Origin of the sequence: Mariniflexile maritimum, from assembly GCF_009746565.1 — a bacterium.
Classification (GTDB): Bacteria; Bacteroidota; Bacteroidia; order Flavobacteriales; family Flavobacteriaceae; genus Mariniflexile; species Mariniflexile maritimum.
In genome coordinates this window covers 1-14,603 of sequence record NZ_WRPN01000015.1, presented here as the reverse complement: position 1 = coordinate 14,603, position 14,603 = coordinate 1, and the positions used below count along the sequence as shown (strand labels likewise).

Annotated in this window: 9 protein-coding genes; 8 read left to right on the top strand and 1 reads right to left on the bottom strand. The window is 39.7% G+C overall.

Annotation, left to right across the window (positions count from 1 at the left end):
* Position 1 precedes the first annotated feature (1 nt).
* The 6 genes from rplA to GQO80_RS14790 all read left to right on the top strand — a co-directional run bounded on the left by rplA (position 2) and on the right by GQO80_RS14790 (position 10,404).
* Complete coding sequence (gene rplA, locus GQO80_RS14815) at positions 2–691, top strand: 50S ribosomal protein L1 (RefSeq protein ID WP_157209147.1); 690 nt, start codon at positions 2–4, stop codon at positions 689–691.
* 19 nt (positions 692–710) lie between these two features.
* Positions 711–1,232, top strand: coding sequence for a 50S ribosomal protein L10 (rplJ, locus tag GQO80_RS14810; protein WP_157209146.1), 522 nt, complete (start codon positions 711–713; stop codon positions 1,230–1,232).
* Between the two features lie 63 nt (positions 1,233–1,295).
* On the top strand, positions 1,296–1,676 hold the full coding sequence (gene rplL / locus GQO80_RS14805) for a 50S ribosomal protein L7/L12 (RefSeq protein WP_157209145.1): 381 nt from the start codon (positions 1,296–1,298) through the stop codon (positions 1,674–1,676).
* A gap of 124 nt (positions 1,677–1,800) precedes the next feature.
* Positions 1,801–5,613, top strand: coding sequence for a DNA-directed RNA polymerase subunit beta (gene rpoB, locus GQO80_RS14800; protein ID WP_157209144.1), 3,813 nt, complete (start codon positions 1,801–1,803; stop codon positions 5,611–5,613).
* 82 nt (positions 5,614–5,695) lie between these two features.
* Positions 5,696–9,997, top strand: a complete 4,302-nt coding sequence (gene rpoC / locus GQO80_RS14795; RefSeq protein WP_157209143.1) for a DNA-directed RNA polymerase subunit beta' — start codon at positions 5,696–5,698, stop codon at positions 9,995–9,997.
* Positions 9,998–10,086: 89 nt separating this feature from the next.
* Positions 10,087–10,404, top strand: coding sequence for a DUF3467 domain-containing protein (locus tag GQO80_RS14790; RefSeq protein WP_157209142.1), 318 nt, complete (start codon positions 10,087–10,089; stop codon positions 10,402–10,404).
* 49 nt (positions 10,405–10,453) lie between these two features.
* Here the strand turns inward: GQO80_RS14790 and GQO80_RS14785 are convergent, their stop codons facing one another.
* Positions 10,454–12,040 (bottom strand): peptide chain release factor 3, encoded by a 1,587-nt coding sequence (locus tag GQO80_RS14785; protein WP_157209141.1) that lies wholly within the window; start codon positions 12,038–12,040, stop codon positions 10,454–10,456.
* 512 nt (positions 12,041–12,552) lie between these two features.
* On the opposite strand from GQO80_RS14785, the gene GQO80_RS14780 reads away from it, so the two are divergent.
* A complete protein-coding gene (locus GQO80_RS14780; protein ID WP_157209140.1) occupies positions 12,553–12,930 on the top strand; it encodes a hypothetical protein in 378 nt (125 codons plus the stop codon).
* A 68-nt stretch (positions 12,931–12,998) separates the two neighbouring features.
* Positions 12,999–14,603, top strand: a 1,605-nt coding sequence (locus GQO80_RS14775) for an Ig-like domain-containing protein (protein ID WP_232333203.1), incomplete at its 3' end; no start/stop codon positions are given.

Genomic DNA, 14,603 nt, shown 5'->3' with positions numbered 1-14,603 from the left:
AATGGCAAGATTAACAAAAAAGCAAAAAGAAGCTTTAGCAAAAATTGAAAAAGGGAGAATTTATTCTCTGGACGAAGCATCGGTATTGGTAAAAGACATTACAAGTACAAAATTTGATGCCTCAGTGGATATCGCTGTACGTTTAGGAGTTGATCCGCGTAAAGCAAACCAGATGGTGAGAGGCGTGGTTTCATTGCCTCACGGAACTGGTAAGGACATGAAAGTATTAGCATTGGTTACACCCGATAAAGAAGCTGAAGCAAAAGAAGCGGGTGCAGATTACGTTGGTTTAGATGACTATCTTGATAAAATCAAGAACGGTTGGACAGATGTTGACGTTATTATCACCATGCCAAGCGTTATGGGTAAATTAGGCCCTTTAGGACGTATATTGGGCCCTCGTGGTTTAATGCCAAACCCTAAAACCGGTACCGTAACCATGGATATTGCTAAAGCTGTAACCGAAGTTAAAGCAGGTAAAATCGACTTTAAAGTTGATAAAACCGGTATCGTGCATGCCGCAATTGGTAAGGTATCATTTAGTGCCGACAAAATTGCCGATAATGCAAACGAGTTAATTCATACATTAATAAAACTCAAGCCAACTGCTGCTAAAGGCGTGTACGTGAAAAGTATTTACCTTTCCAGTACCATGAGCCCTAGTGTTGCCGTTGATCCTAAAGTTGGTTAATTAGTTAAATACTTTTATTATGACAAGAGAAGAAAAATCACAAGTAATTGAGGACTTAACTGCAGAACTAGCCAATAACGCTAATATATATTTAGCTGACATTTCAGGATTAAATGCATTAACAACCTCAGAATTCCGTCGTGCTTGCTTTAAAGCAAACGTGAAATTAGCAGTCGTTAAAAACACCTTACTTGAAAAAGCTATGGAAGCCTCTGAAAGAGATTTCGGAAATCTACCATCGGTCTTAAAAGGAAATACATCAGTAATGTATTCTGAAGTAGGTAATGTACCGGCGAAGTTAATTAAAACCTTCCGCAAAAAAGCTGAAAAACCTTTGTTGAAAGGCGCCTTTATTGAAGAATGTGTTTACATTGGCGACAACCAGATAGACATGTTAATCGATATCAAGTCTAAGGATGAACTATTGGGTGAACTTATTGGTTTACTTCAGTCTCCTGCTAAAAACGTTGTTTCGGCACTTAAATCAAGCGGTGGAAAATTAGCTGGTATCTTAAAAACACTATCTGAAAAAGAAGGATAGTATTAAATAGTACGCACTTTATTACAATTATATTATTAAAAATTTATTAAAAACGATAGAAAAATGGCAGATTTAAAAGATTTCGCAGAAAAATTGGTTAACTTAACAGTAAAAGAAGTAAACGAGTTAGCTACAATATTAAAAGAAGAGTACGGTATCGAGCCTGCTGCTGCTGCAGTAGCAGTTGCTGCTGGTCCTGCTGCAGGTGGTGGCGACGATGCTGCTGAGGCTCAAACTGAGTTTACAGTAGTATTAAAAGCTGCTGGTGCATCTAAATTAGGTGTTGTTAAATTAGTTAAAGAATTAACTGGTTTAGGTTTAAAAGAAGCTAAAGAATTAGTTGATGGAGCTCCAAGTAACGTAAAAGAAGGAGTATCTAAAGACGAGGCAGAAGCTTTAAAAGCATCTTTAGAAGAAGCTGGAGCAGAGGTTGAGCTTAAATAAGCTTAGCTACCAAAAATCATAAAGGTTTAGGTCTGGAGTGTTACTTCAAGACCTAAACCATTTTGCGTATATAATCATTACATACGCCACAACTATTATTTTTTAATCAAAATTCCGTCCATTGATGTTATCAACACAAGCTGAAAGATTAAATTTCTCGTCTATTGTAAATAGAACCGAATATCCCGATTTCTTGGATATTCAGATTAAATCCTTCCAGGATTTTTTCCAATTAGAAACAAAGTCTGAAGAAAGAGGCGATGAAGGGCTATACAATACCTTCATGGAGAACTTTCCCATTACCGATTCCCGCAATCAATTTGTTTTAGAATTTTTAGATTATTTCATAGATCCTCCACGATACGCCATCGATGAGTGTATCGAACGAGGCCTTACATACAGCGTTCCGCTTAAGGCTAGGTTAAAGCTCTATTGTACAGATCCTGAACACGAAGATTTTGAAACCATTGTTCAAGACGTTTACTTAGGAACCATTCCTTACATGACCCCCAGTGGTACCTTTGTAATCAATGGCGCAGAACGTGTTGTTGTTTCCCAATTGCACCGTTCCCCAGGCGTATTCTTTGGGCAATCGTTCCATGCAAATGGCACCAAATTATATTCCGCTAGGGTCATTCCTTTTAAAGGCTCTTGGATTGAGTTCGCTACCGATATCAACCAAGTGATGTATGCATACATCGACCGTAAGAAAAAATTACCGGTAACCACGCTGTTCCGAGCCATTGGTTTTGAACGTGATAAAGACATCCTGGAAATTTTCGATCTGGCTGAAGAAATAAAAGTATCAAAAACAGGATTAAAAAAATACCAAGGCAGAAAATTAGCAGCGCGTGTTTTGAACACCTGGCACGAGGATTTTGTGGACGAAGATACAGGCGAAGTTGTGTCCATCGAGCGTAATGAAATTATTCTTGATCGTGATACCGTTTTAGACAAAGATAACATAGAAGAAATTATTGAAGCTGATGTGAAGGCGATTCTTTTGCATAAAGAAAGCGCAGAACAAGGCGACTATGCCATCATTCACAACACACTTCAAAAAGATCCAACAAACTCTGAAAAAGAGGCCGTTGAACATATATACAGGCAATTGCGTAATGCAGAGCCACCCGATGAGGAAACGGCACGGGGCATCATTGATAAATTATTCTTCAGTGACCAACGCTATTCTTTAGGCGAAGTGGGGCGTTACCGAATGAACAAAAAACTGGGGCTTGATATTGAAATGGAAAAGCAAGTGCTTACCAAGGAAGATATCATCACCATTATAAAATATTTAATCGAGCTTATCAACTCAAAAGCTGAGATTGATGACATCGACCACTTATCAAACCGTCGTGTGCGTACCGTGGGCGAGCAATTATCACAACAATTTGGTGTTGGTTTGGCACGTATGGCACGTACCATTCGCGAGCGTATGAACGTACGCGATAACGAGGTGTTTACCCCAATCGATTTGATTAATGCCAAGACCTTATCGTCTGTAATCAACTCGTTTTTCGGTACCAACCAGTTATCCCAGTTCATGGATCAAACAAATCCATTGGCTGAAATTACCCACAAACGTCGTTTATCGGCACTTGGGCCAGGTGGTCTATCTCGTGAACGGGCAGGTTTCGAGGTGCGCGACGTACATTATACACACTACGGTCGTTTATGTCCCATTGAAACGCCTGAGGGACCAAATATTGGTTTGATTTCCTCACTTTCGGTATTTGCTAAAGTGAACGGCATGGGCTTTATTGAAACACCTTACCGCCCCGTAATTGATGGCGTGGTTGATATTAAAAACCAACCTGTTTATTTGAGCGCCGAAGAAGAAGAAGGTAAATTAATTGCCCAAGCAACCGTTAAGGTAGATGGTGATGGTAAAATTTTGCACGATAAGGTTATTGCGCGTATGGAAGGCGACTTCCCGGTAATAGACCCATCTAATCTTCATTATACCGATGTGGCACCAAACCAAATCTCATCAATTTCGGCATCCTTAATTCCGTTTTTGGAACATGATGATGCAAACCGTGCGTTGATGGGATCGAACATGATGCGTCAAGCGGTTCCATTATTGTTGCCACAAGCACCAATTGTAGGCACCGGTTTGGAACGTCAGGTAGCATCCGATTCGCGTGTATTGATTAATGCAGAAGGAAGCGGCGAAGTGCTGTACGTTGATGCCAACGAAATTAAAATTAAATACGATCGTACCGAAGATGAAGCTAAAGTAAGTTTTGACAGCGACGTTAAAACCTACCAGTTAATCAAATTCAGAAAAACAAACCAAGGTACTTCCATCAACCTAAAACCAATTGTGGTTAAAGGCGATAAAGTAACCAAGGGACAAGTGCTATGCGAAGGTTATGCAACCCAAAAAGGTGAGCTTGCTTTAGGTAGAAATATGAAAGTAGCCTTCATGCCTTGGAAAGGGTATAACTTTGAGGATGCGATTGTGATTTCCGAAAAAGTGGTACGTGAAGATATATTTACCTCCATTCATATCGATGAATATTCATTGGAAGTTAGGGATACAAAATTAGGTAACGAAGAGTTAACAAATGATATTCCCAACGTTTCTGAAGAAGCAACCAAAGATTTGGATGAAAACGGTATGATCCGTATTGGTGCGGAAGTAAAACCGGGCGATATCCTTATTGGAAAAATTACGCCAAAAGGTGAAAGCGACCCCACGCCCGAGGAAAAATTATTGCGCGCCATTTTTGGTGATAAAGCGGGTGATGTGAAAGATGCTTCCTTAAAAGCGTCGCCATCACTAAACGGTGTGGTAATCGAGAAAAAACTATTCTCAAGAGCCGTAAAGGACAAACGCAAAAGAGCACAAGATAAAGATGATATTGTAGCCCTTGAAGCTATTTACGATAGGAAATTTGAAGATTTAAAGGAAATTTTAATCGAAAAATTGTTCAACATCGTAAACGGAAAAACGGCACAAGGTATCTATAACGATTTGGGTGAGGAAGTTTTGCCAAAAGGTAAAAAATTCACGCTTAAAATGTTAAACGCTGTTGATGATTATGCGCATTTAGTATCTGGAAAATGGACAACCGATGATGAAACCAATCAATTGGTAGCCGATTTAATCCACAACTACAAAATCAAGGAAAACGACTTACAAGGTGCTTTACGCCGTGAGAAGTTCACTATTTCTGTGGGTGATGAGTTGCCAGCAGGCATCATCAAACTTGCTAAAGTTTACATCGCTAAAAAACGTAAACTTAAAGTAGGTGATAAAATGGCAGGCCGCCACGGTAACAAAGGTATCGTTGCCCGTATTGTGAGAGCTGAAGATATGCCTTTCCTTGAAGACGGAACGCCTGTGGATATTGTATTGAACCCACTTGGTGTACCATCGCGTATGAACATTGGACAGATTTACGAAACCGTTCTTGGTTGGGCCGGTCAAAAATTAGGACGCACGTTTGCAACACCTATATTTGATGGCGCTACCATCGACCAAATTAATGAACTAACCGATGAAGCAGGCATCCCTAGATATGGACACACCTATTTATATGACGGTGGCACTGGACAGCGTTTCGACCAACCAGCAACCGTAGGTGTTATCTATATGTTGAAATTAGGCCACATGGTGGATGATAAGATGCACGCACGTTCCATTGGGCCTTACTCATTAATTACACAACAACCATTAGGTGGTAAAGCACAATTTGGTGGTCAGCGTTTTGGTGAGATGGAGGTTTGGGCATTGGAGGCTTATGGCGCATCTAGCACGCTGCGTGAAATCTTAACAGTAAAATCGGATGATGTTATTGGAAGGGCCAAAACCTACGAAGCTATTGTAAAAGGCGAACCCATGCCAGACCCAGGACTGCCAGAATCTTTCAATGTATTAATGCACGAATTAAAAGGTTTAGGTTTGGATATTAGGTTGGAAGAATAATTGATTATTCTTTGCAGGGACAGCTTGCGAGCTGTCCGTACAATCAAAAAAATATAATTATAATTTGTTAGCACCATAAAAAATGGCAAGAAAACAAGATAAGAATACAGTAAGAAGATTTAATAAAATCTCGATTGGTTTGGCATCACCAGAATCTATTTTAGCAGAATCAAGAGGTGAAGTTTTAAAGCCAGAAACTATCAATTATCGAACCCACAAACCTGAAAGGGATGGTTTGTTCTGCGAGCGTATTTTTGGTCCTGTAAAGGATTACGAATGTGCCTGTGGCAAATATAAAAGAATTCGTTATAAAGGCATCGTTTGCGACCGTTGTGGCGTTGAGGTAACCGAAAAGAAAGTACGTCGCGACCGTGTTGGCCACATCAACTTGGTGGTGCCCATTGCGCACATCTGGTATTTCCGTTCGTTGCCAAATAAAATAGGCTACCTATTGGGCCTACCGTCCAAGAAATTGGATATGATAATTTATTACGAACGGTACGTGGTCATCCAACCGGGCAATGCCAAAAATGAAGATGGCGAACCCTTGGAAAAATTGGATTTCCTAACGGAAGAAGAATACTTGAACATTCTGGAATCCCTTCCGCAGGACAATCAATATCTGGATGATAACGACCCCAACAAGTTCCTGGCCAAAATGGGCGCGGAGTGTTTGATAGATTTGTTGGCGAGAATTGATTTAGAGGCTTTGTCCTACGAATTGCGCCATAAAGCAAACACCGAAACCTCTAAACAGCGTAAAACCGAAGCGTTAAAACGTTTGCAGGTTGTGGAATCTTTACGCGAATCGAACAACAACCGCGAAAACCGCCCCGAATGGATGATCATGAAGGTAATCCCCATCATCCCACCGGAATTGCGTCCGTTGGTACCATTGGATGGTGGCCGTTTTGCAACCTCCGATTTGAACGATTTGTATAGAAGGGTAATCATCCGCAACAACCGTTTAAAACGTTTGGTTGAGATTAAAGCGCCGGAAGTTATCTTGCGTAACGAAAAACGTATGCTTCAAGAGTCGGTTGATTCATTGTTTGATAACACCCGTAAATCTTCGGCCGTTAAAACCGATTCCAACCGTCCGTTAAAATCATTATCCGATTCATTAAAAGGTAAACAAGGCCGTTTCCGCCAAAACCTTTTGGGAAAACGTGTTGATTATTCGGCGCGTTCGGTAATTGTTGTAGGACCAGAATTAAAATTGCACGAATGTGGATTGCCAAAAAACATGGCTGCGGAACTTTACAAACCTTTCGTAATTAGGAAACTAATTGAAAGAGGTATCGTAAAAACCGTAAAATCCGCTAAGAAAATTATAGATAAAAGAGAGCCCGTGGTTTGGGATATTTTGGAAAATGTGCTTAAAGGACATCCCGTATTGCTAAACCGCGCCCCAACCTTACACCGTTTGGGCATTCAAGCCTTCCAACCAAAATTGATTGAGGGGAAAGCCATCCAATTACACCCATTGGTGTGTACAGCGTTTAATGCGGATTTTGATGGCGACCAAATGGCGGTGCATTTACCATTGGGGCCAGAAGCTATTTTAGAATGTCAGTTGTTAATGTTGGCATCACACAATATCTTAAATCCTGCAAATGGTTCGCCAGTTACGGTGCCTTCACAAGACATGGTTCTTGGTCTGTACTATATGACCAAGTTGCGCAAATCAACGCCCGAAGCACCTGTTAAAGGGGAAGGGTTAACCTTTTATGCACCCGAAGAAGTTGAAATCGCTTTCAATGAGAAGAAAGTAGATTTGAATGCGGGCATCAAAGTGAGAACCTTGGATATCAATGCCGATGGTAAGTTAGCCCCAACCATTATTGAAACAACGGTGGGCCGTGTGCTTTTCAACCAAAAAGTACCACAAGCAGCTGGATTTATTAATGAAGTACTTACCAAAAAATCGTTAAGGGATATTATTGGTAATATTTTAAAATATACATCGGTGCCCGAAACGGCCGATTTCCTTGATTCCATTAGGGATTTAGGATTTAAGTTTGCCTTCCAAGGAGGCTTGTCGTTCAGTTTGGGCGATATTATCATTCCGCCGGAAAAACAAGGCATGATCGATAAAGCCAATAAGTTTGTAGATGGTATTATGGGCAACTATAACATGGGGCTTATTACCAACAACGAGCGTTACAACCAAGTTATTGATATCTGGACTTCTACCAATGCGGAATTGACTGAATTGTCCATGAAACGTATCCGTGAAGACCAACAAGGGTTCAACTCGGTGTTTATGATGCTTGATTCTGGAGCTCGTGGATCGAAAGAACAAATCCGTCAGTTAACCGGGATGCGCGGATTGATGGCGAAACCTAAAAAGTCGAATGCAGGAGGTGGCGAGATTATCGAAAACCCCATCCTTTCCAACTTTAAGGAAGGTCTTTCCATTTTGGAATACTTCATCTCAACCCACGGTGCGCGTAAAGGACTTGCCGATACGGCTCTTAAAACGGCTGATGCGGGTTACTTAACCCGTCGTTTGGTGGATGTTTCACAAGACGTGATCATTAACACAGAAGATTGTGGCACTTTACGAGGTGTTGAAGTGGAACCGTTAAAGAAAAATGACGAAATTGTTGAAACCCTAGAAGAAAGAATTGTGGGTCGTGTGGCATTAAATGATGTATATGATCCTTTAACCGATAAATTATTGGTAGCTTCAGGGCAATTGATTGAGGATGATATTGCAAAGGCCATTGAAAACTCGCCCATTGAAAGCCTAGAAGTACGTTCGGCATTAACCTGCGAAGCAACACAAGGTATTTGTGCCAAATGCTACGGTCGCAACCTAGCAACCGGTAAAATGGTACAGCGCGGTGAAGCGGTTGGTGTAGTGGCAGCACAATCTATTGGGGAACCAGGAACACAGTTAACCTTGCGTACCTTCCACGTGGGTGGTATCGCTGGTAACATTTCCGAAGAAAACAAACTGGTTGTTAAATTTAATGGTATAGCTGAAATTGAAGACCTAAAAACAGTTAAAGGTAAAGATGGCGAGGGTAATGATATTGATATTGTTATTTCACGTACCTCTGAACTGAAACTGGTCGATAAGAAAACGGGCATTACATTAAGCACCAATAATATTCCTTACGGTTCTAATTTATTAATAAAGAACGGACAGGAATTGCATAGGGGCGATGTTGTTTGTACCTGGGACCCATATAACGGTGTTATTATTTCAGAATTTTCAGGAAAAATCAAATACGAAAACATTGAGCAAGGTATTACTTACCAAGTTGAGATTGATGAGCAAACTGGTTTCCAAGAGAAAGTTATTTCAGAATCCAGAAACAAAAAGCTAATCCCAACCCTTCATATCGAAGATGGGAAAGGTGAAATTATCCGTTCATACAACCTACCAGTAGGATCTCACTTGATGATTAATGATGGCGAGAAAATAAATGTTGGCAAAATCTTGGTGAAAATACCGCGTAAATCGGCCAAAGCGGGCGATATTACAGGTGGTTTGCCACGTGTAACCGAGTTGTTCGAGGCGCGTAACCCATCAAACCCCGCTGTGGTTAGTGAGATTGATGGTGTTGTTTCCTTCGGAAAAATAAAACGTGGTAACCGTGAGATTGTTGTAGAATCTAAATTGGGTGAAGTTAAAAAATACCTAGTGAAGCTTTCAAACCAAATTCTTGTTCAAGAAAATGATTATGTGAAAGCAGGTATGCCTTTATCGGACGGTTCGATAACTCCAGACGATATCTTGAATATCAAAGGGCCATCGGCAGTACAGCAATATTTGGTGAACGAAGTACAGGAAGTGTACCGTTTGCAAGGTGTGAAAATTAACGATAAACACTTTGAGGTTGTGGTAAGGCAGATGATGCGCAAGGTTCAGATTATCGATTCTGGCGATACACTTTTCCTAGAGGACCAATTAGTGCATAAAGATGATTTTATTCAGGAAAACGATGCGATTTTTGGATTAAAAGTTGTTGAAGATGCCGGCGATTCGTCAACCTTAAAACCTGGTCAAATTGTAACGCCACGTCAATTACGCGATGAAAATTCCATTTTACGACGTGAGGACAAAAACCTAGTAACTGCCCGCGATGCACAACCAGCAACGGCTACCCCAATTTTACAGGGTATTACCAGAGCGTCCCTGCAAACAAAATCGTTTATTTCTGCGGCTTCCTTCCAGGAAACCACTAAAGTACTTAACGAAGCGGCAGTAGCTGGAAAAGTTGATAATTTAGAAGGCTTGAAAGAAAATGTTATTGTTGGCCACAGAATTCCAGCAGGAACAGGAATGCGCAGATATGCTGATATTATTGTGGGTTCCAAAGAGGAGTTTGACCAAATGATGCAAGTAAAACAAGAATTGAACTATAATTAACTTTTTCCTGCGAAGGCAGGAATCTTATAAAAATAAAGCCTTCAAGTTGATTAAAAACTTGGAGGCTTTTAAATTTAATTTATTTTATCATGGCAGAAGAAAACGACAACCCAAAATCAGGACAAATCAATATTGAGTTGGATGAAAAAGTAGCCGATGGCATTTATTCCAACTTAGCAATTATCAATCACTCGGTATCCGAATTTGTAGTAGATTTTGTGAGTATCATGCCCGGGGTTCCTAAAAGCAAGGTCAAGTCCAGAATTATCTTAACGCCACAACATGCCAAACGCTTGTTGCATGCTTTGGGCGAAAATGTGGCACGCTTTGAAAACGCCCATGGTGAGATTAAAGACTACGAGCAACCACCCATTCCATTAAATTTTGGGCCTACGGGTCAGGCATAAAAAAAATCAAAAAGTCCCGTTAATCAGATGTTTAACGGGATTTTTTGATTTAAAACTCTGAAGTAAAATGAAATTTTATAGTGGGGTAGGTTTGCTGGGTCATTTGTAATGAAAATGCCGAATCGGCCAAAAACACCAGTTGGTTTTGCTTGTCTTTTGCCAGATAGCGTTGCTTAACGCGAACAAACTCTTTGTACTCATTGGTTTTTGAGTTTTTAGGGTCAACCCAACAGGCCTTATAAACGTTCAGGTTTTCATAAGTGCACTTAGCGCCATATTCATGTTCCAAACGGTATTGAATTACTTCATATTGAAGCGCACCCACGGTACCAATAACTTTTCTACCATTAAGTTCTAAAGTAAATAGTTGTGCAACACCTTCGTCCATTAACTGGTCGATGCCTTTAAATAATTGTTTTGATTTTAATGGGTCGGCATTATTGATATATCTAAAATGTTCGGGCGAAAAACTGGGGATGCCTTTATAATTAATGTTTTCACCTTCCGATAGGGTGTCGCCAATTTTAAAGTTTCCGGTATCGTGCAAGCCCACAATATCACCGGGATATGAGATATCAACAATTTCCTTCTTTTCGGCAAAAAAGGCATTCGGACTTGAGAATTTTAGTTTTTTGCCATGGCGAACATGTAAATACGGTTTATTTCTTTCAAACGTACCCGATACCACTTTCACAAAGGCCAAACGGTCGCGATGATTAGGATCCATATTGGCATGTATTTTAAAGACAAATCCCGTAAATTTGGTTTCCGTAGGCTCAACCAACCGTTCTTCACTTTGTTTGGGTCGGGGTTTTGGGGCTATTTCAATAAAGCAATCCAACAGTTCACGAACGCCAAAATTATTTAACGCCGATCCAAAAAATACGGGTTGTAAATGGCCATCTAAGTAGGCTTGTTTATCAAATTGTGGATAAATGCCATCTACCAATTCAATTTCTTCGCGCAAGGTTTTTGCAGATTTATCACCAATAAGTTTATTTAGTTCTTCCGATTCCAAATCGGATATTTCAACGGTTTCTTCAATGTTTTTCCTGCTGTCGCCGCTAAATAAATTAATATTCTTCTCCCAGATATTGTAAATGCCCTTAAAGTCGTAACCCATACCAATTGGAAAGCTAAGAGGTGTTACTTTTAATCCTAGTTTTTGTTCAATTTCATCTAACAAATCAAAGGCATCCTTACCTTCTCGATCCATTTTATTAATAAAAACAATCATAGGGATGTTGCGCATTCGGCAAACCTCTACAAGTTTTTCAGTTTGTTCCTCAACGCCTTTTGCCACATCTACCACCACTATCACACTATCAACGGCGGTAAGGGTTCTAAAGGTGTCTTCGGCAAAATCTTTATGCCCAGGTGTATCAAGAATATTGATTTTAGTATTGTTATATTCAAAGGCTAAAACCGAAGTGGCAACCGAAATACCACGTTGGCGCTCAATTTCCATAAAGTCGCTTGTGGCCCCTTTTTTTATTTTATTGCTTTTTACGGCTCCGGCTTCTTGAATGGCACCGCCAAACAATAGTAGTTTTTCTGTAAGAGTTGTTTTACCAGCGTCAGGGTGTGAAATAATGCCAAAGGTGCGTCGTCTATTTATTTCTTTAATAAAACTCATAATAATCTTGTAAATAAGTGTGCAAAGATACTATTATTGGTTACAAATAGTATAAAATGATTTTTAGATATGACTTTTAATTTACTTAAGTGTCTTAGCTTTAAATCAGTTTAACAATGGTTTGTATTATGTTGATGGGCTTGAGTAGTAAATGCGTAGTTTATTCACATTTGTAATCGAATACGATTGTTATTTTTGCGATGCTTAATTGTTTTTGGTGTTAAGCATTTAAGCCTAATGTCTGTAAATTGATGATATTATGGCAATTAAGTTGCATGGTTTTGGTTTTTTTTAATTTTGAACCCGAAAATATTTTTTGAATTGCTATTATATTCAAACTCTCAACAATAAATGGAAAATAGTACCTCTCTTTTGCCAAAGCCTTTGTCTGCTTTGGTGTTGCTTCCCTATATTATTTACTTACCCACGTTTTTTCTGAAACCTTTCAGTAAACAATATAATTACTACATAAAAACTATAAAATATATAAAATAACTTTTACCCAATTAAACATGAAAATAACTACTCGATTCTCGATTAAGTATTTAATTAATTATTTAGCGCTTTTTTTGTTTACAACTTTTGCTCTTATAAGTAGGGTTGCTAAAACTTCAACAAGAATTCTTTTAAACTCGGTTTCAACGGATGTGATTAAAAGAAAATCATATCCAGGTTTTCTTAAAGCGATCCCGGTTTTGCTTGTTTTGTTTTTTGTTTTTTCAAATAGCTTGTATGCCGATGGCACAAAGCAGGTTTCGCCCGGTAATGGAACAGGTGGTGCCAATGCCAATGGTACGGCTTATTTTATTTACCCATTAACGCCACAAGGTTCATACCCAGGCTCACTGCCACAAATTAAGTTGAAAGTTACTATTCTAGACCAAATTTAAGTATTAATTACAAATTTGAATATGAAGAGCCTAACTCCAGTATTCAAAATTTTATTCCTAAATAACTAATGAAAGAAATAAGACCATTTTCAAAAAAAGTTTTAAAGTTTTTTTTAACGATTTTTTTATTAACTTTTTTTTCGCTGAGCTATTCGCAGATTATTCCAGCAACAAACGGATCTGCAGTATGTAATACGTGTGCTCCTACAGGTTGGACTATTCCGCTAGGAACTCCAGATATTTCCAACGCAACAAGATGTGCTGCTGGTACAACTTTTGGTTATAATGCAACATGGCAAATAGGAACATTGCCATTACCACCTAATAGCCACACATCATGGATCTCGGTTAGAGACTTAGGTTCTGCCGGTACAGAGGAACAAGTCGCAACAACTATTACTAGCTTAATAGTTGGGAGAACTTATGATGTTGTCATTTACACTTTAACTGCGCGTTCAAACCAAAATGGAGGAAGTGGCTGGTATTATGCTGGTACCTATGCCGATGCCCTAAGGTATCGAGTAAATAATTTACCTGTTCAAACTATTACACCAATTACTCAAAACGCATGGGGAGTAACAAGATTTAGATTTGTTGCCACCGCAACCACAGCCCCAGTAATTATATTACCAGGTAACAATGCAACGGTTTCGTTTTCAGCTGCAGGAAGTGTTGGAATAGAAACTATACAAGTCTCTATTACCGCAAATGCAGTAAATACCGTTCCAGTCGCATACAGTAATCTAACAACAATTACTCAAAATAATACGGCTACAATTAATGTGGTTTCTAACGATGTTGATTTTAACGATGCCATTAATATAGCTACCGTTGATTTAGATCCAAGTACTGCGGGAATTCAAACAACCTTAACAACCGCAGATGGAGTGTGGTCTGTAAATAGTACGGGAGTTGTTACATTCGTGCCAAACCCATCTTTCTTTGGCTTAGCAACAATTCCTTATGTGGTAGATGATACCTATGTCATAGATGGTATTAGCAGACCATCTACTTCTGATCCGGCTAATATTACCATTGTTGTACAAAAAGATTCAGATAGCGACAATAATCCAGATAATACAGATTTAGATGATGATAATGATGGAATATTAGATACTGTAGAATATGGCGCTTTGCCCGATCCTTTGGGAGATGCTGATAGTGATGGAGTCCCTAATTATATTGATCCTCAGTCATTAGGTTTTATTGATACGAATTTTGATGGAGTGGACGATAGGTACGACACAGATTTGGATGGAATAATAAATCAATTTGATGTTGATAGTGATAATGATGGTTGCCCTGATGCTATTGAAGGTGCGGGAACATTTGTTTTCGCCGATTTAACAAATAGTAATAATTTAGCCGATGCAGATGAAGGCTCTGTCGATGCAAATGGAGTTCCAAATAATATAGGAAGTCCACAAGCAACAACTGCCGCGGTTTTGGATAGTGCAAATAATTTTGCATGTTCGATCACGGTAGCGAGCGTAAGCACCGAGACCGAGGCCGAGGGCACGAGCCTGGTGCACGACGTGGCACTGAGCGGCGCGCCGGCAAGCCCCTTGACCATCCCCTTCAGTTTAACCAACAGCACGACGGTAGCGGCCGACCTGGGCGCGATCACCTTCAGCAATGGCGTGGTGGACAACGGCGACGGCACGATCACCATC